Source organism: Pseudomonas sp. MYb118 (assembly GCF_040947875.1).
GTDB lineage: Bacteria > Pseudomonadota > Gammaproteobacteria > Pseudomonadales > Pseudomonadaceae > Aquipseudomonas.
Genome location: NZ_JBFRXN010000002.1, coordinates 715,095 through 734,244, shown reverse-complemented (window position 1 = coordinate 734,244; position 19,150 = coordinate 715,095). Strand labels below are relative to the sequence as shown.

The 19,150-nt window shown below is 60.9% G+C and carries 20 protein-coding genes and 1 tRNA gene; 6 read left to right on the top strand and 15 right to left on the bottom strand.

The window, feature by feature from the left end; translation table 11 throughout:
• Positions 1-33 precede the first annotated feature (33 nt).
• From ychF to ABVN20_RS09110, 8 genes are all read right to left on the bottom strand, one after another.
• A complete protein-coding gene (ychF, locus tag ABVN20_RS09145) occupies positions 34-1,134 on the bottom strand; it encodes a redox-regulated ATPase YchF (RefSeq protein WP_368555330.1) in 1,101 nt (366 codons plus the stop codon).
• 22 nt (positions 1,135-1,156) lie between these two features.
• Positions 1,157-1,741: an aminoacyl-tRNA hydrolase gene (gene pth / locus ABVN20_RS09140; protein WP_008037207.1), complete on the bottom strand. Its 585-nt coding sequence runs from the start codon at positions 1,739-1,741 to the stop codon at positions 1,157-1,159.
• Between the two features lie 166 nt (positions 1,742-1,907).
• On the bottom strand, positions 1,908-2,507 hold the full coding sequence (locus tag ABVN20_RS09135) for a 50S ribosomal protein L25/general stress protein Ctc (RefSeq protein WP_368555329.1): 600 nt from the start codon (positions 2,505-2,507) through the stop codon (positions 1,908-1,910).
• Positions 2,508-2,646: 139 nt separating this feature from the next.
• Positions 2,647-3,588: a ribose-phosphate pyrophosphokinase gene (locus ABVN20_RS09130; protein ID WP_003171603.1), complete on the bottom strand. Its 942-nt coding sequence runs from the start codon at positions 3,586-3,588 to the stop codon at positions 2,647-2,649.
• Positions 3,589-3,635: 47 nt separating this feature from the next.
• Positions 3,636-3,710: transfer RNA gene (locus ABVN20_RS09125), tRNA-Gln, on the bottom strand.
• A 36-nt stretch (positions 3,711-3,746) separates the two neighbouring features.
• Positions 3,747-4,598, bottom strand: coding sequence for a 4-(cytidine 5'-diphospho)-2-C-methyl-D-erythritol kinase (ispE, locus tag ABVN20_RS09120; protein WP_368555328.1), 852 nt, complete (start codon positions 4,596-4,598; stop codon positions 3,747-3,749).
• A 1-nt stretch (position 4,599) separates the two neighbouring features.
• Positions 4,600-5,217, bottom strand: a complete 618-nt coding sequence (gene lolB, locus ABVN20_RS09115) for a lipoprotein insertase outer membrane protein LolB (RefSeq protein ID WP_368555327.1) — start codon at positions 5,215-5,217, stop codon at positions 4,600-4,602.
• A 4-nt stretch (positions 5,218-5,221) separates the two neighbouring features.
• Positions 5,222-6,946, bottom strand: coding sequence for a tetratricopeptide repeat protein (locus ABVN20_RS09110; RefSeq protein ID WP_368555326.1), 1,725 nt, complete (start codon positions 6,944-6,946; stop codon positions 5,222-5,224).
• 235 nt (positions 6,947-7,181) lie between these two features.
• Here ABVN20_RS09110 and hemA point away from each other — a divergent pair, with 235 nt between their 5' ends.
• The 6 genes from hemA (at position 7,182) to ABVN20_RS09080 (ending at position 12,547) form a co-directional block, all read left to right on the top strand.
• The gene (gene hemA / locus ABVN20_RS09105; protein ID WP_368555325.1) at positions 7,182-8,471 is read left to right on the top strand and encodes a glutamyl-tRNA reductase; all 1,290 of its coding nucleotides are present in this window, start codon (positions 7,182-7,184) and stop codon (positions 8,469-8,471) included.
• On the top strand, positions 8,468-9,547 hold the full coding sequence (prfA, locus tag ABVN20_RS09100; RefSeq protein WP_368555324.1) for a peptide chain release factor 1: 1,080 nt from the start codon (positions 8,468-8,470) through the stop codon (positions 9,545-9,547). The genes hemA and prfA overlap by 4 nt, the downstream gene beginning before the upstream one ends.
• The gene (prmC, locus tag ABVN20_RS09095) at positions 9,544-10,374 is read left to right on the top strand and encodes a peptide chain release factor N(5)-glutamine methyltransferase (protein ID WP_368555323.1); all 831 of its coding nucleotides are present in this window, start codon (positions 9,544-9,546) and stop codon (positions 10,372-10,374) included. Before prfA ends, prmC begins: the two co-directional genes overlap by 4 nt.
• Positions 10,368-11,123, top strand: a complete 756-nt coding sequence (locus ABVN20_RS09090; RefSeq protein WP_368555322.1) for a molybdopterin-synthase adenylyltransferase MoeB — start codon at positions 10,368-10,370, stop codon at positions 11,121-11,123. Before prmC ends, ABVN20_RS09090 begins: the two co-directional genes overlap by 7 nt.
• Positions 11,116-11,907 (top strand): glutamate racemase, encoded by a 792-nt coding sequence (gene murI, locus ABVN20_RS09085; protein WP_368555321.1) that lies wholly within the window; start codon positions 11,116-11,118, stop codon positions 11,905-11,907. Before ABVN20_RS09090 ends, murI begins: the two co-directional genes overlap by 8 nt.
• 121 nt (positions 11,908-12,028) lie before the next feature.
• Positions 12,029-12,547, top strand: a complete 519-nt coding sequence (locus ABVN20_RS09080) for an acyloxyacyl hydrolase (RefSeq protein WP_368555320.1) — start codon at positions 12,029-12,031, stop codon at positions 12,545-12,547.
• A 166-nt stretch (positions 12,548-12,713) separates the two neighbouring features.
• On the opposite strand, the gene ABVN20_RS09075 is transcribed toward ABVN20_RS09080, so the two are convergent.
• The 7 genes from ABVN20_RS09075 to phrB are packed head-to-tail and all read right to left on the bottom strand — an operon-like array spanning position 12,714 to position 19,132.
• The gene (locus ABVN20_RS09075; protein WP_368555319.1) at positions 12,714-13,019 is read right to left on the bottom strand and encodes a YkgJ family cysteine cluster protein; all 306 of its coding nucleotides are present in this window, start codon (positions 13,017-13,019) and stop codon (positions 12,714-12,716) included.
• Between the two features lie 53 nt (positions 13,020-13,072).
• Positions 13,073-13,576: a DUF2878 domain-containing protein gene (locus ABVN20_RS09070; protein ID WP_368555318.1), complete on the bottom strand. Its 504-nt coding sequence runs from the start codon at positions 13,574-13,576 to the stop codon at positions 13,073-13,075.
• Positions 13,569-14,840, bottom strand: coding sequence for a class I SAM-dependent methyltransferase (locus ABVN20_RS09065; protein ID WP_368555317.1), 1,272 nt, complete (start codon positions 14,838-14,840; stop codon positions 13,569-13,571). The genes ABVN20_RS09070 and ABVN20_RS09065 overlap by 8 nt, the downstream gene beginning before the upstream one ends.
• On the bottom strand, positions 14,827-15,642 hold the full coding sequence (locus ABVN20_RS09060; protein ID WP_368555316.1) for a DUF1365 domain-containing protein: 816 nt from the start codon (positions 15,640-15,642) through the stop codon (positions 14,827-14,829). The genes ABVN20_RS09065 and ABVN20_RS09060 overlap by 14 nt, the downstream gene beginning before the upstream one ends.
• Complete coding sequence (locus ABVN20_RS09055) at positions 15,639-16,886, bottom strand: NAD(P)/FAD-dependent oxidoreductase (protein ID WP_368555315.1); 1,248 nt, start codon at positions 16,884-16,886, stop codon at positions 15,639-15,641. The genes ABVN20_RS09060 and ABVN20_RS09055 overlap by 4 nt, the downstream gene beginning before the upstream one ends.
• A complete protein-coding gene (locus ABVN20_RS09050; protein WP_368555314.1) occupies positions 16,883-17,665 on the bottom strand; it encodes an SDR family NAD(P)-dependent oxidoreductase in 783 nt (260 codons plus the stop codon). Before ABVN20_RS09050 ends, ABVN20_RS09055 begins: the two co-directional genes overlap by 4 nt.
• 21 nt (positions 17,666-17,686) lie before the next feature.
• Entirely contained in the window at positions 17,687-19,132 is a 1,446-nt protein-coding gene (phrB, locus tag ABVN20_RS09045) for a deoxyribodipyrimidine photo-lyase (RefSeq protein WP_368557685.1), read from the bottom strand.
• Positions 19,133-19,150: the final 18 nt, after the last annotated feature.

Below are 19,150 nucleotides of genomic sequence, written 5' to 3'. Positions count from 1 at the left end.
GGATTTTGTCTGTCCGCCGTGTAAGAAAGCGACTTACACGTTGAAGCGGAAGTGCATCACGTCGCCGTCTTTGACGATGTAATCCTTGCCTTCCAGGCGCCATTTACCGGCTTCCTTGGCACCGGCTTCACCCTTGAACTGGATGAAGTCGTTGTAGGCGATCACTTCGGCACGGATGAAGCCTTTTTCGAAGTCGGTGTGGATCACGCCGGCAGCTTGTGGTGCGGTGGCACCGACGCGCACGGTCCAGGCGCGGACTTCTTCGACACCGGCGGTGAAGTAGGTCTGCAGGTGCAGCATTTCGTAGCCGGCGCGGATCACGCGGTTCAGGCCAGGTTCTTCCAGGCCCAGGGCCTCGAGGAACATGTCTTTCTCTTCGCCGTCGTCGAGCTCGGCGATTTCCGCTTCGATCTTGTTGCACACCGGTACAACCACGGCGCCTTCTTCTTCGGCGATGGCCTTGACCACGTCCAGGTGCGGGTTGTTTTCAAAGCCGTCTTCAGCGACGTTGGCGATGTACATCACAGGCTTGGTGGTCAGCAGGTGGAAACCCTTGATCACTGCCTTCTCGTCGTTGCCCATGTTCTTCATCAGGCTGCGCGCTGGCTTGCCTTCGGTGAAGTGAGCGATCAACTGTTCCAGCAGGCCTTTCTGGACCACGGCGTCCTTGTCACCACCCTTGGCGTTGCGCGCGACTTTCTGCAGTTGCTTCTCGCAGCTGTCGAGGTCGGCGAAGATCAGTTCCAGGTCGATGATCTCGATGTCGCGTTTCGGGTCGACGCTGTTGGAGACGTGAATCACGTTCTCGTCTTCGAAGCAGCGGACCACGTGGGCGATGGCATCGGTTTCACGGATGTTGGCCAGGAACTTGTTGCCCAGGCCTTCACCTTTCGACGCGCCGGCCACCAGGCCTGCGATGTCGACGAATTCCATGGTGGTCGGCAGGATGCGTTTTGGGTTGACGATGGCGGCCAGGGCATCCAGGCGCGCATCCGGCATCGGTACGATGCCGCTGTTCGGCTCGATGGTGCAGAAGGGGAAGTTCTCGGCCGCGATCCCGGACTTGGTCAGGGCGTTGAACAGGGTGGACTTGCCGACGTTAGGCAGGCCGACGATGCCGCAATTGAATCCCATGGTGTATCCCCTCGGGTAAGAGTCAGGCCTTCTGGCTGTGCAGGTTTTTCATCGCGCGGTTCCATTCACCGGCGAGGATATCCGGCAGCACGCCGAGGGCAAAGTCGATGCTGGCATCGAGTTTTTCCTGTTCGGCGCGAGGCGCGCGACCCAGGACGAAGTTTGAAACCATACTGGCTACGCCCGGATGGCCAATGCCAAGCCGCAAGCGGTAGAAGGTATTCTGATTGCCCAGTTGCGCAATGATGTCGCGCAACCCGTTGTGACCGCCATGGCCGCCGCCCTGCTTGAGCTTGGCAACGCCCGGAGGCAGGTCGAGTTCGTCGTGTGCCACCAGGATTTCTTCGGGCTTGATGCGGAAGAAACCAGCGAGTGCCGCCACGGCCTGGCCGCTGCGGTTCATGTAGGTGGTGGGAATCAGCAGACGAACATCCTGACCCTGATGCGAATAGCGTCCGGTCAGGCCGAAATATTTGCGATCGGCCACAAGGTTGACCCCTTGGGCGTTCGCGATGCGCTCAACAAAAAGGGCCCCTGCGTTATGCCGGGTCTGTTCGTATTCAGCGCCTGGATTTCCCAGGCCAACGATCAGTTTGATGGCAGTCACGATAGGGGCCCTTCCTTGAAGTGGTGGATAACATCGCCGCCTGTGCCAGCGGCGAAAGTGGACGAAAAGTGCTCATTTACCATGAATGTAAACTCCGCGTTCCCGCCCGCTTTCTCGCTACGTTCCAGTCCGCGATGTTTCCGTCACTCCGGCGTACAGAGTGAAATTACTCTGCAGCGCCTTCTTCGGTAGCTTCTGGAGCAACACGTGGAGCGTGGACGTTGGCAACAGCCTTGTCATCGCCGTGTGCCAGAGCTACGAACTCAACGCCTTTAGGGGCTTTGAGGTCGGACAGGTGAATGATCGCGCCGACTTCGGCGTTAGCCAGGTCAACTTCGATGAATTCAGGCAGGTTCTTGGCTTCGCAGGAAACTTCGATCTCGTTCACAACGTGAGAGATTTCGCCGCCTTTCTTGACCGGGGCTTCTTCGTTGATGAAGTGAACCGGTACTTTGGCAGTCAGTTTCTGGCCAGCAACAACACGCACGAAGTCAGCGTGCATGATGAATTGCTTGGCTGGGTGACGCTGCATGGCTTTAACGATGACGTTTTGCTTTTTGCCGTCAACGTTCAGCTCGATCACGTGGCTGTAGGCAGCTTCGTTTTCGAACAGTTTGGCGATTTCCTTGGCCACGATGGTCAGGGATTCAGCAGGCTTGTCACCACCGTAGACAACGGCAGGGATGTTCAGAGCGTGACGCAGGCGGCGGCTCGCACCTTTCCCCAGGTCAGTACGCGCTTGAGCGTTCAGAGTAAAGTCAGTCATTTTGTATCTCCAAAATAGCCATTACCGGTTGGCGTTTGCGACCAGCGCCAGACTCGGTATGGGCAAAAAAGCCCCGCCCCGGCAGTGATGCCGGGGCGGGGCGCTTTTCGTCAACGGGTTGTTCGAAAGGGCAGGGCCCTTAGCGGAACATCGCGCTGATCGATTCTTCATTGCTGATGCGGCGGACCGCCTCGGCAACAACCGGTGCGATATCCAGTTGACGGATACGCGCACAGGCTTGTGCTGCAGCGGACAACGGGATGGTGTTGGTCACCACCAGTTCGTCCAGCACGGAATTTTCAATGTTCTCGATCGCCCGACCCGACAGCACAGGGTGCGTGCAGTAGGCGAAAACCTTGGCTGCGCCATGCTCTTTCAAGGCCTTGGCCGCGTGGCACAGGGTGCCGGCGGTGTCGACCATGTCATCGACCAGAATGCAGGTACGCCCTTCGACATCACCGATGATATGCATCACTTCAGAGTGATTGGCTTTCTCACGGCGTTTGTCGATGATCCCGAGATCCACGCCCAGGGATTTGGCCACGGCACGTGCACGCACGACGCCGCCAATGTCCGGGGACACGATCATCAGGTTTTCGAAGCGCTGATCTTCGATGTCATCCACCAGAACCGGGGAGCCGTAGATGTTATCTACCGGAATATCGAAGAAGCCCTGAATCTGGTCAGCGTGCAGGTCAACCGTGAGAACACGGTCGATACCCACCACGGTCAGCATATCAGCCACGACTTTCGCGCTGATGGCCACACGTGCGGAACGCGGACGGCGATCCTGACGGGCATAACCAAAGTAAGGAATAACAGCAGTGATACGAGTAGCCGAGGAGCGGCGGAAGGCATCAGCCATCACTACCAGTTCCATCAGGTTATCGTTGGTCGGAGCGCAAGTCGGCTGAATAATGAAGACATCTTTACCGCGGACGTTTTCATTGATCTCGGCAGTAATTTCACCGTCGGAGAACTTACCGACAGAGATGTCACCGAGAGGGATATGCAGCTGACGTACGACACGCCGAGCCAGATCGGGGTTAGCGTTCCCCGTAAAGACCATCATCTTGGACACGCGCAGTACCTGAAGGCTGAGGGTATACCTGGATGAGTATAGGAAAATGGCAGGGGCGGCTGGATTCGAACCAACGCATGGCAGGATCAAAACCTGCTGCCTTACCGCTTGGCGACGCCCCTGTATCTGTTGCAACGAGTACCTGGTACTCGGTTCCTTTAGAGCAGACTTTGCAGCTTGCGATGCAACATCGAAACGTTGCTTCCTTTTGCTACAAACCCTGTAAGGGTCTCTGTAAGAAGGGCCGAGACTTTATCAGCTTCAGCTTTGCTTGGGAAGCCCCCAAACACACAACTTCCAGTTCCGGTGAGTTTTGCTTCGGTAAAATTACCTAACAAATTCAATGCGTTACGAACATCTGGGTAACGCCTTGCTACCACCGGTAAGCAGTCATTTCGACTGTTTCCCTTGGGAACGGGGCGCACTTTAATGGGAGGAGAGTTACGTGTCAACAGTGGATCTGAAAAAATTTCTGCTGTACTTACAGATACTTGCGGCACAAGCACGAGATACCACGGTTCCTCGGGCTCTACCGGGGTGAGTTTCTCGCCCACGCCCTCGGCGAAAGCCGCGTGGCCACGCACGAAAACCGGGACATCGGCCCCCAGCGACAGGCCCAGCGCGGCCAGCCGATCCTCATTCCAACCCAGTTGCCAGAGATGATTGAGGCCGAGCAAAGTGGTCGCGGCATTTGAACTGCCGCCGCCGATACCGCCGCCCATGGGCAGGATTTTTTCGATCCAGATGTCGATCCCCAACGTACAACCGGATTGCTCCTGAAGTTTTTTTGCTGCGCGAACGATCAGGTTGCTGTCGTGGGGCACGCCTTCGAATTCGGTGTGCAGTCGGATCACGCCGTCGTCGCGTACGGCAAAAGTGATTTCATCGCCGTAGTCGAGAAACTGAAAAATCGTCTGCAGCTCGTGATAACCGTCGTCGCGACGGCCGAGGATGTGCAGCATCAGGTTGAGTTTGGCCGGGGAGGGCAGGGTCAGGCGTGCAGCGGTCATCTCATTGCCCCAGCTTGCGCGGTTGCCATTCCTTGATCACCAGGGTGACATCAAGGTCGGCGCCATGCAGTTTGATCCGCTCCGGCAGCCAGAAGCCGTTCTGTTCGGCGTAACTCAGGTACTCGACCTGCCAGCCGTCCTGGTCCAGATTGGCCAGGCGACTGTCGGCATCCAGGGTCAGGCGACTCTTGCTGTCCGGTGCCGGCAGCCCGCGTACCCACCAGTTCAGGTGCGACACCGGCAACTTCCAGCCCAGTTGTTCTTCGAGCAGCACTTCCGGCGTCGGCGCTTCGTAGCGCCCCTGGTTGGCAACCTCCAGCGACACCTTGCCCGGCGAACCGGTCAGGCGCGCCGCGCCGCGGCCCAGGGGGCCAGCGAGGCGAATGTCGAAGTAATCCTGGCGTTGCAGCCAGAACAGCGTGCCGCTGCCCGAGTCCTTCGGTGCGCGAATGCCGATCTTGCCGTTGATCTGCCAGCCGTCGATGCCGGTCAACTGTTCCTTGTGTACGCGCCATTGGGCCTGGTTGCCCTGGCCCTGGACCGACTCACGGGCGCCGAAGCCCGCGCAACCGGCGAGCAGGGCGATGAAGCTGAAAACGATGAGGTGGCGCAAAAACATAGTCTTAAAGAGTCTCTGATCCGGTCAGGCGCTTGATGGTGTCGCGCAGGATGGGGCTGTCGGGCTGTTCCGTAAGGAATTTGCTCCAGATTTGCCGGGCTTCGCGTTGCTTGCCGTTGACCCACAGGACTTCACCCAGGTGAGCGGCCACTTCCTGGTCGGGGAAGCGCTCCAGGGCCTTGCGCAGCAAGGCTTCAGCCTCGTCGAGGTTGCCCATGCGGAAATTCACCCAGCCAAGGCTGTCGAGTACCGCCGGATCTTCCGGGTTGATCTGGTGCGCCTGCTCGATCAGGGCCTTGGCTTCGACGTAACGCGTCGTACGGTCGGACAAGGTGTAACCGAGGGCGTTCAGTGCCATGGCGTTGTCGGGGTCGCGCTTGATGATCAGGCGCAGGTCTTTTTCCATCTGTGCCAGGTCATTGCGTTTTTCCGCCTGCATGGCGCGGGTGTACAAAAGATTCGGGTCGTCCGGGTATTGCTGCAGCGCCTTGGCCAGCACGCCCCAGGCCTTGTCTTCCTGCTTGTTGGCCGACAGGGTCTCGGCTTCGATCAGGTACAACTGAATCGCGTAGTCGGGCTGTTCGTCACGCTGGGCCGCCAGGCGGCTTTGCGCTTCGGCGGTGCGGCCATTGTTCATCAGGATATCGGCCTGACGCAGTTGCGCCGGCAGATAGTCGTTGCCAGGTCCCACCTGGGCGTATTCGATCAGCGCGCCCTGCGGGTCGTTGCGTTCTTCGGCGATGCGACCCAGGTTCAGGTGCGCCGAGTCGACATGGCTTTCCCGGGCGATCAGGTCTTCCAGATAACCCTTGGCTTCTTCCCAGGCCTTGGCTTCCAGGCACACCAGCGCCAGCGAATAACGCAGTTCGTCGTCTTCCGGGTATTGCTGGACCAGGCTGGAAAACTCGACCTTGGCGTCGTCCATGCGGTCCTGTTCGACCAGCATGCGCGCGTAAGTCAGGCGCAGGCGCTTGTCGTCCGGGTACTGCTTGATGCTTTTGCGCAGCAGCGGCAGGGCTTCATCGCCACGCCCGAGGGTTTGCAGCAGGCGCGCCCGCAGCAGGATCGGCGCGATTTCGCCTTCGTCCGGGGGGTTGTCTTCCAGCAGGGTCAACGCACCTCGACTGTCGCCGTCCTGTTGCATCAGCAAGGCCTTGCCGAAAATCAACTGGCTGTTGTTCGGGTGGCGTTGCAACAAACGGTCAAAACTTTTCATCAGGCCGTTGCGGGTTTCCTGATCGGTATCGGCCGCCGACAGGGCGAGAAAGTCGAAATGCGTGTCGCCCTTGCCTTGCAGGACCTTCTCCATATAGACCATGGAGTCGTCATAACGCCCGGCGCGGGCCAGTTGCACGGCGGCGGCGCGCTGCGCCTCGAGGTCGTCCGGGGCGTTTTTCGCCCAGATCAGCGCCGTATCGAGGGCGGCCTGGTCGGCGCCCAGGTATTCGGCGATGCGAAAGGCCCGCTCCGAGATGCCCGGATCCTGGGTGTTGATGGCCTGGGTCACATAGTTGTCCAGGGCAATGTCGAAACGATTGCGCTGGCCAGCCAGTTCGGCGCTCAACAGGCTGAAGACGGTTTCTTCGCTGAATGAGCTGTAGACCTTGGGCTTTTCAGGGGTCGGAGTGCTGTCTTCGACCGGCGGCGTACCGTCCGACGAAACGGGTGCCATGGCCTGGCAGCCGCTGAGGAAGACAAAAGCGAGGAGCAACGCGGAAGATCTATTCATATAGGAAGAGGACGACTAACCTGCGGTCGGGCCATCATGACACAAGCCATCTTGCAAACATAACCGCCCAACCAATTTCCCGTTTGCACGGAGGATGGCGGGCATGGACCTCGTGTAAACGAGAAGCGCTCGCAAACCGGGGCGCTGCCTACCGGGTCAATAGAAATCGGGTAGTTGTTCTCGTTGTGTCGAAGTAGGACAATTGCCGGCTTCACGTCACCATCAGCGACTTTGAATGGCCTTCCTTGCACTCGGTATTAACCACAAGACTGCTTCAGTAGACGTCCGCGAGCGCGTGGCCTTTACCCCTGAGCAACTGGTTGAGGCCTTGCAGCAGCTCTGCCGACTCACCGACAGCCGCGAAGCTGCGATCCTCTCCACCTGCAATCGCAGTGAACTGTATATAGAACAGGATCAGCTTTCGGCTGACATCGTGCTGCGCTGGCTGGCCGATTATCACCAGTTGAGCCTCGATGAGCTGCGTGCCAGCAGTTATGTGCACGAAGATGATGCGGCAGTTCGTCACATGATGCGGGTCGCCTCCGGGCTCGATTCGCTGGTGTTGGGCGAACCGCAGATTCTCGGTCAGATGAAATCGGCCTACGCGGTCGCGCGGGAGGCCGGTACCGTCGGTCCGCTACTGGGGCGCCTGTTCCAGGCGACGTTCAACGCCGCCAAACAGGTGCGTACCGACACCGCCATCGGTGAAAACCCGGTGTCCGTGGCGTTTGCCGCGGTCAGCCTGGCCAAACAGATTTTCAGCGACCTGCAACGCAGCCAGGCCCTGCTGATCGGCGCCGGCGAGACCATCACCCTGGTCGCCCGCCATTTGCACGACCTGGGGGTCAAGCGCATCGTCGTCGCCAACCGGACCCTGGAGCGCGCCAGCATTCTCGCCGAGCAGTTCGGCGCCCATGCCGTGCTGCTCTCGGACATCCCGGCAGAACTGGTGCGCAGCGACATCGTCATCAGTTCTACCGCCAGCCAGTTGCCGATCCTCGGCAAGGGCGCGGTGGAAAGCGCCCTGAAGCTGCGCAAGCACAAGCCGATCTTCATGGTGGACATCGCCGTCCCCCGGGATATCGAGCCGGAAGTCGGCGAGTTGGACGACGTTTACCTCTATAGCGTCGACGATCTCCACGAAGTGGTCGCCGAGAACCTCAAGAGTCGCCAGGGCGCCGCGCAAGCGGCCGAGGAAATGGTCTCGGTGGGTGCCGAGGACTTCATGGTGCGCCTGCGCGAGCTGGCGGCGGTAGATGTGCTCAAGGCTTATCGTCAACAGAGCGAGCGCTTGCGCGACGAAGAGTTGCAAAAGGCCCAGCGCTTGCTGGCCAACGGCGGCAACGCCGAAGAGGTGCTGGTGCAACTGGCCCGCGGCCTGACCAATAAACTCTTGCACGCGCCAAGCGTTCAATTGAAAAAGCTCTCCGCCGAAGGTCGCCTCGATGCGCTGGCCATGGCCCAGGAACTCTTTGCCCTCGGTGAGGGCTCATCGAACAGCTTTTCGGATAAAAAACCGCAATGAAAGCGTCACTGCTCAGTAAGCTGGACGTGCTCCAGGATCGTTTCGAAGAATTGACCGCGTTGCTGGGCGACGGCGAAGTCATCTCCGATCAGACCAAATTCCGCGCCTATTCCAAGGAATACGCGGAAGTCGAGCCGATCGTCGCTACCTATAAACAGTTGCTCAAGGTGCAAGGCGACCTCGAAGGCGCCCAGGCCCTGCTCAAGGACAGCGACGCCGACATGCGTGAAATGGCCGTGGAAGAAGTCCGCGAAGCCAAGGAGCAACTGGTCGAAATCGAAGCCGAACTGCAACGCCTGCTTCTGCCCAAGGATCCCAACGACGGGCGCAACGTCTTCCTGGAAATTCGTGCCGGCACCGGTGGCGACGAGGCGGCGATCTTCTCTGGCGACCTGTTCCGCATGTATTCGCGTTACGCCGAGCGGCGCGGCTGGCGGGTGGAAATCCTCTCGGAAAGCGAGGGCGAACATGGCGGCTATAAGGAAGTCATTGCCCGGGTCGAAGGCGAGAACGTCTACGGCAAGCTGAAATTCGAATCCGGCGCGCACCGTGTGCAACGGGTGCCGGCCACCGAATCCCAGGGGCGCATCCACACCTCGGCCTGCACCGTGGCGGTACTGCCCGAGCCGGACGAACAGGAAGCGATCGAGATCAACCCGGCGGACCTGCGCATCGACACCTACCGCTCTTCCGGTGCGGGCGGCCAGCACGTCAACAAGACCGACTCGGCGATCCGCATCACCCACTTGCCGTCCGGCATTGTCGTGGAGTGCCAGGAAGAACGTTCCCAGCACAAGAACCGCGCCCGGGCGATGGCCTGGCTGTCGGCCAAGCTCAACGACCAGCAGACCAGTGCGGCGGCGAATGCCATCGCCAGCGAGCGCAAGTTGCTGGTGGGCTCGGGCGACCGCTCCGAGCGCATCCGCACCTACAACTACGCCCAGGGCCGGGTCACCGATCACCGGATCAACCTGACCCTGTATTCGCTCGACGAAATCCTTGCCGGTGGCGTCGAGGCGGTCATCGAACCGCTGCTGGCCGAATACCAGGCCGATCAACTGGCGGCCATCGAATGACGATCATCGCCAGTCTGTTGCGCGCCGCCGAGCTGCCTGACTCGCCCACCGCGCGCCTGGATGCCGAACTGTTGCTGGCCGCCGCGCTGGGCAAGTCGCGCAGTTTCCTGCACACCTGGCCGGAGCGCATCGTTCCCAGCGAAGCGGCCTTGCAGTTTGCCGAGTACCTGCAACGCCGTCGCAGCGGCGAGCCGGTGGCCTACATTCTGGGCCAGCAGGGTTTCTGGAAGCTCGACCTGGAAGTCGCGCCGCACACGCTGATCCCGCGCCCGGACACCGAGCTGCTGGTGGAAGCCGCGCTGGAATTGTTGCCAGCGACTCCGGCCAGGGTCCTCGACCTCGGCACCGGCACCGGTGCCATCGCCCTGGCCCTGGCCAGCGAACGCCCTGCGTGGCAAGTCACCGCCGTGGACCGTGTACTCGAAGCCGTGGCCCTGGCCGAACGCAACCGGCAGCGCCTGAACCTGGGCAACGCCACGGTGCTCAGCAGCCACTGGTTCAGCGCCTTGGCCGGTCAGCGTTTTACCTTGATCATCAGCAACCCGCCCTACATCGCCGCGGCCGATCCGCACCTGGTGGAAGGCGATGTACGCTTCGAGCCGGCCAGTGCGCTGGTCGCCGGTGACGATGGGCTGGACGATCTGCGCCTGATCGTCGCCCAGGCGCCGGATCACCTGGACGCGGGCGGCTGGTTGATGCTCGAACACGGTTACGATCAAGCCGGCGCCGTGCGCGATTTGTTGCAGACCCGCGGTTTTGTCGACGTTCACAGCCGCACCGACCTGGGCGGCCATCAACGAATCAGCCTGGGACGCCTGCCGTGCTGAATGATCAGGAGTTGTTGCGCTACAGTCGGCAGATTCTGCTGCAACACATCGACATCGACGGCCAGTTGCGCCTCAAGCAAAGCCGCGTACTGATCGTCGGCCTGGGCGGGCTCGGTTCGCCCGTGGCGCTATACCTCGCCGCTGCCGGCATCGGTGAGATGCACCTGGCGGACTTCGACACCGTTGACCTGACCAACCTGCAACGCCAGATCGTCCACGACACCGCCAGTGTTGGCCTGACCAAGGTCGATTCGGCGATGGCCCGCCTGAGTGCGATCAACCCCGAGATTCAACTGGTCGCCCATCGCCAGGCGCTGGACGAAGATTCCCTGGCCGCGGCCGTAACGGCGGTGGACCTGGTGCTCGACTGCTCGGACAACTTTTCCACCCGTGAAGCGGTGAATGCCGCGTGCGTCGCCGCCGGCAAACCCCTGGTCAGCGGCGCGGCGATCCGCCTTGAAGGGCAGTTGTCGGTGTTCGACCCCAGGCGCGCGGAAAGCCCGTGCTACCACTGTTTATATGGGCACGGCAGCGAAGCCGAACTGACCTGCAGCGAAGCCGGGGTGATCGGGCCGCTGGTGGGGCTGGTCGGCAGCCTGCAAGCGCTGGAGGCGATGAAGCTGCTGGCGGGCTTCGGTGAGCCGCTGGTAGGCAGGCTGTTGTTGATTGACGCCCTGGGCTCGCGTTTCCGTGAGTTGCGGGTCAAGCGCGACCCGGCTTGCAGCGTTTGCGGGCCCAAACATGCGTGAAGCGCCAATCGGCGTATTCGACTCCGGCGTCGGTGGGCTGTCGGTGCTGGCCGAGATCCAGCGGCTGCTGCCCAACGAAACACTGTTGTACGTCGCCGATTGCGGCAATGTCCCCTACGGCGAGAAAACCCCGGAATTCATCCGCCAGCGTTGCAGCGTGATGGCCGGCTTTTTTCAGGAGCAGGGCGCCAAGGCCCTGGTGCTGGCCTGCAACACGGCGACAGTGGCCGGGGTGGCCGACCTGCGTCGAGATTACCCCGACTGGCCCATCGTCGGCATGGAACCGGCGGTCAAGCCGGCAGCCGCCGCCACCCGCAGCGGTGTGGTCGGCGTACTCGCCACCACCGGCACCTTGCAGAGTGCCAAATTCGCCGCCTTGCTCGATCGTTTCGCCACCGATGTGCAGGTGATCACCCAGCCCTGCCCGGGTCTGGTGGAACTGATCGAAAACGGCGACCTGCACAGCCCCGCCCTGCGCCAGTTGCTGTCCAGCTACGTTGCGCCGTTGCTGGCCGCCGGTTGCGACACGATCATTCTGGGCTGCACCCATTACCCGTTCCTGAAACCGTTGCTGCGGCAGATGATCCCCGAGGACATCAGCCTGATCGACACCGGGGCCGCCGTGGCGCGGCAACTTCAACGGCTGTTGTCAGCGCGCGACTTGCTCGCTGAGGGCTCGGCCCGGGAAGCGCAGTTCTGGACAAGTTCCGATCCGGTTCATTTCGGTCATATTCTGCCGATACTGTGGAAAGGGCTTGGTGTTGTGGATCGTTTTGGCCGATAAACAAATATTGGGGAGAGCGTTAATTAGAATGAACTTCTGATTAAACGCCGATTTCTATAGGCTGGTTCTGCTCAACAAAGAAAAAAATCTAACGTGATGGGTTCGGAAAAGGAAGTTTCTAATGAAGCGACTGTTCTGCTTGGCCGCGATTGCGGCTGCATTGGTGGGGACCAGTTTTACCGCTCAGGCGGCAGGTGTGGAGTTCGCAGTCGGCCAGACCAGCGATTCGACCATGACCTATCGACTGGGGATGAACTTCGATTGGGACAAGAGCTGGCTGCAAAGTGACGTCGGTCGCCTGACCGGTTACTGGAGCGGCGCTTACACCTACTGGGAAGGTGACAAGACGTCCAGCAACAACAGCCTGTCGTTCTCGCCGGTGTTCGTTTATGAATTTGCCGGGCAGAACGTCAAGCCGTATGTCGAACTTGGGGTCGGCGTGGCGTTGTTCTCCAACACTGAACTTGAAGACAACAAATTGGGTGGTTCCTTCCAGTTCGAAGACCGTTTCGGTTTCGGCCTGCGCTTCGCCGGCGGACATGAAGTCGGGATTCGTGCGACGCACTATTCCAATGCCGGGCTCAGTAGCGACAACGACGGCGTAGAAAGTTACGCGCTGCACTACACGATGCCGTTGTAATTGGTAGCTGCTCGAACCCTGTAGGAGCTGGCTTGCCAGCGATGGCGGTCTATCAGTGACGTCAGCGTCAACTGACACTCCCTCATCGCGGGCAAGCCCGCTCCTACAGGTTCAGCGGTCCTGTAGGAGCGGGCTTGCCCGCGATGGCATCAGCCCAAAACATCAATTACCGATACGCCGTACTTATCCCCCGACGCTCCTCGATGCACTCCGGTGCCCCCATCTCGAACTCCCGGCAAATCAGCGGGCGCTTCTCGTAGATCGTGCACAGCATGCTGTTGCGATCCAGCGCCGCACACCAGCCATCGTCCAGACGCAGCATGACTTCCCCGCCCCAATCATCGGTGTCGATAAACCGTTCGGGCACGCCCGTGTCGGTGATCAGCATGACTTCGAGCTGGCAGCAGCAGGCGGCGCAGGTCGAGCAGGTGACTGCAGGCTCGTCGATTTGCTTGTGGGGGATGGTGTTCATGGCGCGCAGTTTAAGCGAGCCGCCCCTTGCTGTGTGAAAGGTCTGACAGACGCTCAAGTCCGATCGTTAGCCGCCAGCCGTTGCGCCATGAAATGCAGCGTCGGAAACAGCAGCGCCCAGAGCAGGCCAAGACCGATCAATGTCGGCCATTGCCCGTAGGGAAAATTCACACCGGCCAATCGCCCTCCGGCGTAGTACGACAATGGCCCGCCCACGGCGCCCAGCAGGCTGCCCAGCCACCACGGGCTGGCGGTCCATTTCAGGCAATGGCGCAAGGTGGTGGCCAACAAGGCCCACAACAGCATCAGCCACAGCGGAATCAGCGGCGCGACATCGTTGAAGTCGAACACTCCCAGCCAGCGCAATGAGCTGTCGACGGTGGTGCCGAGCAAGACCACGCTGAGGATCAGCCGGCCTTCGTCCGCCCAACGACTGATCCACAGCAGATGAACCACCAGCATGCCCAGTGCCGCCAACAGCCACAGGCTGTTGCCACCCAACACGCAGGCCAGCCAGCCGAGCTGGAACAACAGCGCGTTGATCAGACGCTCAGGCATCGAAACGCCCGAGCAGCGGTGCCGGCATCGCCCCCGGTTTGGCCAGCAACAATTGCGCGGTGCCGATGGTGCGTTCCAGGAAGCCGCCTTCGCAGTAGCACAGGTAAAACTCCCACAGCCGCAGGAAGCATTCGTCGTAACCCAATTCGCGCAATTGCCCTTGGGCACGACGAAAATTCTCATGCCACAGACGCAGGGTTCGTGCGTAATGCAGGCCGAAATCCTCCATGTGCAGCAGGTTCATGTCGGTGTCGCGGCTGACGATTTCCAGCATTTTCTGCACGCTGGGCAGGGCTCCACCCGGGAAGATATAGCGTTGAATGAAATCGACACTGCGCCTGGCCTGTTCGTAACGCTGTTCACGGATCGTGATCGCCTGCAACAACATCAAACCGTTGCTCTTGAGCAGATGCGCGCATTGCTTGAAGTACACGGGCATGAAGCGATGGCCCACCGCTTCGATCATCTCGATCGACACCAGTTTGTCGTACTGTCCGGTGAGGTCGCGATAATCCTTGAGCAACAACGTGACCTGGTCTTGCAGCCCCAACGCTTCGATGCGGCGGGCGGTGAAGTCGTACTGTTTCTGCGAGAGCGTGGTGGTGGTGACCGTACAGCCATAGTGCTGCGCCGCGTACAGCGCCATGGTGCCCCACCCGGTGCCGATTTCCAGCAGGTGGTCGCTCGCTTTCAGGTCGAGCTTGCGACAGATTCTTGCGAGCTTGTTCAACTGAGCCTGTTCAAGGCTGTCCTCGAAGCTGTGGAATTGCGCCGCTGAATACATCATGGTCGGGTCGAGAAATTGTTCGAACAGCTCATTGCCCAGGTCGTAATGGGCGCTGATGTTTTTCCGCGAACCCTGCCGCGTATTGCGGTTGAGCCAGTGCAGCCCCTGGACGAACGGCCGGCCCAGTTTGGCCAGGCCACCTTCCAATGCGTCCAGCACGTCCAGATTGCTCACGAACACCCGGACCACCGCGGTCAGATCCGGTGAACTCCAGTAACCATGGATGAACGCTTCCCCGGCGCCGATCGAGCCGTTGCTGGCCACCAGTCCCCAGGCGGCTGCGTCGAGAACATGAATTTCGCCCTGCAACGCGCTGCCGGCACTGCCGAACACGCGCCGTTCACCGTCTTCAACGATCACCAATTGCCCCTGCTTGAGGTGTGCCAGTTGGCGCAGCACGCCGCGGCGCAGCAGTGAGCTGCTCAAGCTGTTGATCGCCAGTAGGTTGGTTCTGGCCGAAACGCTAATGGATTTCATGGCGGCGATCTCTGGGCGCAACTTTGGCGGTCTGGAAGCTGCCGTCGGCAGGTTCATGGGTAAAGATCGGCAGGCGTTTTAACAGCAGGCGCAACGCTTGCCAGTAAATCGCCAGGCAGGTTTTCGCCGTCATCCACGGGAAGCGCCGCAGGTAACGGTGCAGGCTGGCGCTGTCGAGCGCTTCGCGTTTGAGGTTGAGCGTGGCGTCGAACAATTTCAGGTCGCCTTGCCAGTCGGCCATGTGCACGCCGATTTTTCTCGCCACCGGGCTGAAGCTCATGCGGTGTTCGAGATCGCGCGGCAAAAAGGGTGACACGTGGAAGGCTTTCGCCACGGCAAAATGCTGATGAAAGTCGTGCAGGTCTTCGGGTGTCCTGGCCGGCAAGACGTAGTGATAGCGTTCGCCCCAGGGGGTGTTGGTGACTTCGGCGAGAATCGCCGCCAGTTGGCCATCGACTTCGTAGCAGTAGAAAAAACTCACCGGGTTGAAGGCCAGGCCCCAGCTGCGTGGTTGGGTCAGCAAGCAGATTGAGCCTTGCGGCGCATGGCCCGTGGCCTGGCGAACCTGTTCACGCACGGCATCAATCAGGCGAACGCCGTTGCCGGTAAACATCTTGAGGTAGTCGTGTTCGCGAAATGAAAAAGGCGAGAAGCGCCGTTTGCCGGACAGCGGCGACAGCGCGAGTACCGCCTCTTGCTCGTCGAGATCCAGATACAGCAGGCCGATCCGATAGCGGAACTCATGCGCCTTGGGGGCGAACCGCCGATGATGGATCCAGCCGCTGTAGAGGGCGCTGTTCATAGCGATTGCCCGAACGAGTGCGCCACGCGCAACGCACTCACCACGCCATCTTCATGGAAGCCGTTGGCCCAATAGGCGCCGCAATAAAACGTGTGTCGTGCGCCGTTCAGCTCTTCCCAGCGTTGCTGTGCGCCCACTGCGGTCACGCTGTATTGCGGGTGCGCGTAGGTAAAGCGGTGCAGCACTTTCGAGGGGGTGATGCCGGCACTCTGGTTCAGGCTGACGCAGAACGTGGTGTCGCTCTCGATGCCTTGCAGAATGTTCATGTTGTAGGTCACGGCGGCGTGCGTGTGGCCGCTGCCGCCCAGGCGGTAATTCCAGCTGGCCCACGCCAGTTTGCGCATGGGCAACAGGCGAGTGTCGGTGTGCAGCACCACCTCGTTGTTGGCGTAGGGCAGGGCGCCGAGGATCGACTGTTCGGCGGCGCTTGGGTCGGCCAACAGGTTCAACGCCTCATTGCTGTGGCAGGCGAACACCACTTTGTCGAAGTGCTCGCTGCCGCCGGCGCTGTGGATCAGTACGCCATCGGCCGTACGCTCGACTCGCGTCACCGGGCAGTTGAGGCGGATGCGCTCGCTGAAGCTGGCGGTCAAGGGTTCGATATAAGCGCTCGATCCGCCCTCGATCACGCACCATTGCGGGCGATTGCTGATGGACAGCAAGCCATGGTGGTCGAAGAACCGCACGAACAGTTGCAGCGGAAAACCGAGCATGTCCGCCATCGGCATGGACCAGATCGCCGCCCCCATCGGCACGATGTAATGCAGGGTGAAGCGCTCGCCGTAGCCGTTGACTTGCAGGTAGTCACCGAGCCGGGTGTCGGCGCTGATCCGGCCTTCTGCCAGGTCACGTGGCGCTTCTTTATTGAAGCGCAGAATATCGCGCAGCATCCCCAGGAAACCGGGCGAAAGCAGGTTGCGGCGCTGGGCGAACAGGCTGTTGAGGTTGTTGCCGTTGTATTCCAGGCCGCTGTCGGGGTCGGTGACCGAGAAGCTCATCTGTGTCGGCTTGAAGCGCACGCCGATCTGGGCCAGCAGGCGCATGAAGTTCGGATAGGTGCGGTCGTTGAACACAATGAAACCGGTGTCCACGTTGTACGTCCGCCCTTCGACGGTCACGTCCACGGTATGGGTGTGGCCACCCACCCGGTCATCGGCCTCGAAGAGGGTGATGTCGTGGTGACGATTGAGCAGGTAAGCGCAGGTCAGCCCCGAGATACCGCTGCCGATGATCGCGACTTTCATGTCCGGTCCTTGATCGGCGGGCTGCTGCGCACCATGCGTTTGCCGATCGCATACTTCACGCCGTTGGGCATTTTCGACAGGGGCCAGAGTGCCGCCATGAACAGCGCGGGAAAGGCGATCTCCAGCGGCCGATCCTTGAGCTTGGCAAAGATGTGCCGTGCCGCCTTCCCCACTGGCCAGCTGAGGGGCATGGGGAAATCGTTTTTCGCCGTCAGCGGGGTCTCGACGAAACCCGGGCTGACCACCGTGACTTCGATGCCTTCCGGTGCCAGGTCCAGGCGCAGGGATTCGAACAGGTAACGCAGCCCGGCCTTCGAGGCACCATAGGCTTCGGCCCGAGGCAGCGGCAGGTAGGTCACGGAGCTGGCGACGCCCACCAGGTGCGGCGCGACGCCTTTGCGCAACAGGGGCAGGGCGGCTTCGATGCAGTAACTGCTGGCCAGCAGGTTGGTGCGCACCACGTGCTCGATGATCGACGAGTCGAACTGGTGGGCATCGACGTATTCACAGGTGCCGGCATTGAGAATCACCGAGTCCAGGGCGCCCCAGAACTCGGCGATCTCTTCGCCGATTTCGCGCACGGTCTGGCTGTTGGTCAGATCGCCGGGCACCACCAGCACTTGCCCCGGATAGCGCTGGGACAGAACCTTCAGCGGCGCCACCGAGCGTGCGCTGACTGCCAGCTGCGCACCGGTTTTCAGAATCTCTTCGGCCAGCGCGGCGCCAATGCCGCTGCTGGCGCCGGTCAGCCAATAACGTCTCGGAGGTGTACGACTCATCCCATTCTCCTTTTCAGCAAATCAATCATTTGGCTCTGCGGCGCTCTGGCGTGACGGCAGGTCCTTGAACGCCGCCAGTGCGCGGGCACGGGAGGTGCTCAGGTTGACAATCGGCGAGGGGTAGTCCGCCACGCCGAACAGGCCGCCAAGGTTGGCCGGGTTGTGCACATCCTTTTTATTCAGTTCGGCCAGCTCCGGCAGCCAGTGCTTGATGAACAGGCCCTCGCGGTCGAATTTTTCCGATTGGCTGAGCGGGTTGAAAATCCGGAAGTAGGGCGCCGAATCGGTGCCGGTGGAGGCGCTCCACTGCCAGCCACCGTTGTTGGCGGCGAGGTCGCCATCAATCAGGTGGCGCATGAAAAATCGTTCGCCTTCGCGCCAGTCGATCAGCAGGTTCTTGGTCAGGAACATCGCCACGACCATGCGCAGGCGGTTGTGCATCCAGCCGGTTTCCAGCAATTGGCGCATCGCCGCGTCGATGATCGGCAGGCCGGTGCGGGCTTCCTGCCAGGCCTGCAGTTCCTTGGGCGCCTGGCGCCAGGCCAGCGCTTCGGTTTCCGGGCGGAAGGCGCGATGCCGCGAGACACGCGGGTAACCCACCAGGATGTGTTTGTAGAACTCGCGCCACAGCAACTCGTTGATCCAGGTGACCGCGCCGACCTTGCCGCTTTCGAATTCGCCCTGATTGCTTTGCAAGGCCGCGTGCAGACACTGGCGCGGGGAAATCACCCCGGCGGCGAGGTACGCCGAGAGCTGGCTGGTGCCGGGTTTGGCCGGGAAGTCGCGCTCGCTCTGGTAGTAGTCGATCTGCTGGTCGGCAAAGGTGTCGAGGCGGCGCTGCGCTTCGGCTTCGCCGGCGGGCCAAAGGGCGCGCAGGGTGTCGCTGGGGAGCTCGAAACCTTTGACGCTGGCGGGGATTTCATCGCTTTTGATGTTCAGCTTCTGCTGCGCCATCGGCGCCTTAACCCGGCCCGGCAGCGACCGATGCAGGCGTTCGTAACACACTTTGCGGAACTGGCTGAACACCTGAAAGTACGTGCCCGTCTTGGTCAGCACACTGCCGGGTTTGAACAACAACTGATCCAGATAACTGTTGAAGGCGATGTCGTGACGGCCCAGCAGATCGGCCACTGCCGCGTCGCGATCACTCTCGTTGACGCCATATTCCTCGTTGACGTGCACCGCCTCGACGTTCAATTCGCGGCAGACATCGAGCAGCACCCTGGGCGCCTTATCCCAATGCTCGGCCGTGCGGATCAGCAACGGAATGTGCAGCTTGCCCAATGCCTTGCTCAAGTGAGCGAGGTTGCGCAGCCAGAAATCCACCTTGCACGGCGCGTCGTCATGGGCCTGCCATTGTCCGGGGCTGAGCAGGTAAATCGCGACACAGGGGCCACGGTCCGCTGCCGCCGAGAGGGCGGTGTTGTCATGCAGGCGCAAGTCGCTGCGCAGCCAGATCAATTGCATGGTGGTGTCGGCACTCAT

Excerpts from the sequence above, each read along its gene's own strand:
- ychF (WP_368555330.1), bottom strand. The coding sequence starts at position 1,134 with ATGGGATTCAATTGCGGCATCGTCGGCCTGCCTAACGTCGGCAAGTCC.
- ABVN20_RS09135 (WP_368555329.1), bottom strand. The coding sequence starts at position 2,507 with ATGACTGACTTTACTCTGAACGCTCAAGCGCGTACTGACCTGGGGAAA.
- ispE (WP_368555328.1), bottom strand. The coding sequence starts at position 4,598 with ATGACCGCTGCACGCCTGACCCTGCCCTCCCCGGCCAAACTCAACCTG.
- lolB (WP_368555327.1), bottom strand. The coding sequence starts at position 5,217 with ATGTTTTTGCGCCACCTCATCGTTTTCAGCTTCATCGCCCTGCTCGCC.
- ABVN20_RS09110 (WP_368555326.1), bottom strand. The coding sequence starts at position 6,946 with ATGAATAGATCTTCCGCGTTGCTCCTCGCTTTTGTCTTCCTCAGCGGC.
- hemA (WP_368555325.1), top strand. The coding sequence starts at position 7,182 with ATGGCCTTCCTTGCACTCGGTATTAACCACAAGACTGCTTCAGTAGAC.
- prfA (WP_368555324.1), top strand. The coding sequence starts at position 8,468 with ATGAAAGCGTCACTGCTCAGTAAGCTGGACGTGCTCCAGGATCGTTTC.
- prmC (WP_368555323.1), top strand. The coding sequence starts at position 9,544 with ATGACGATCATCGCCAGTCTGTTGCGCGCCGCCGAGCTGCCTGACTCG.
- murI (WP_368555321.1), top strand. The coding sequence starts at position 11,116 with ATGCGTGAAGCGCCAATCGGCGTATTCGACTCCGGCGTCGGTGGGCTG.
- ABVN20_RS09080 (WP_368555320.1), top strand. The coding sequence starts at position 12,029 with ATGAAGCGACTGTTCTGCTTGGCCGCGATTGCGGCTGCATTGGTGGGG.
- ABVN20_RS09075 (WP_368555319.1), bottom strand. The coding sequence starts at position 13,019 with ATGAACACCATCCCCCACAAGCAAATCGACGAGCCTGCAGTCACCTGC.
- ABVN20_RS09070 (WP_368555318.1), bottom strand. The coding sequence starts at position 13,576 with ATGCCTGAGCGTCTGATCAACGCGCTGTTGTTCCAGCTCGGCTGGCTG.
- ABVN20_RS09065 (WP_368555317.1), bottom strand. The coding sequence starts at position 14,840 with ATGAAATCCATTAGCGTTTCGGCCAGAACCAACCTACTGGCGATCAAC.
- ABVN20_RS09060 (WP_368555316.1), bottom strand. The coding sequence starts at position 15,642 with ATGAACAGCGCCCTCTACAGCGGCTGGATCCATCATCGGCGGTTCGCC.
- ABVN20_RS09055 (WP_368555315.1), bottom strand. The coding sequence starts at position 16,886 with ATGAAAGTCGCGATCATCGGCAGCGGTATCTCGGGGCTGACCTGCGCT.
- ABVN20_RS09050 (WP_368555314.1), bottom strand. The coding sequence starts at position 17,665 with ATGAGTCGTACACCTCCGAGACGTTATTGGCTGACCGGCGCCAGCAGC.
- phrB (WP_368557685.1), bottom strand. The coding sequence starts at position 19,132 with ATGCAATTGATCTGGCTGCGCAGCGACTTGCGCCTGCATGACAACACC.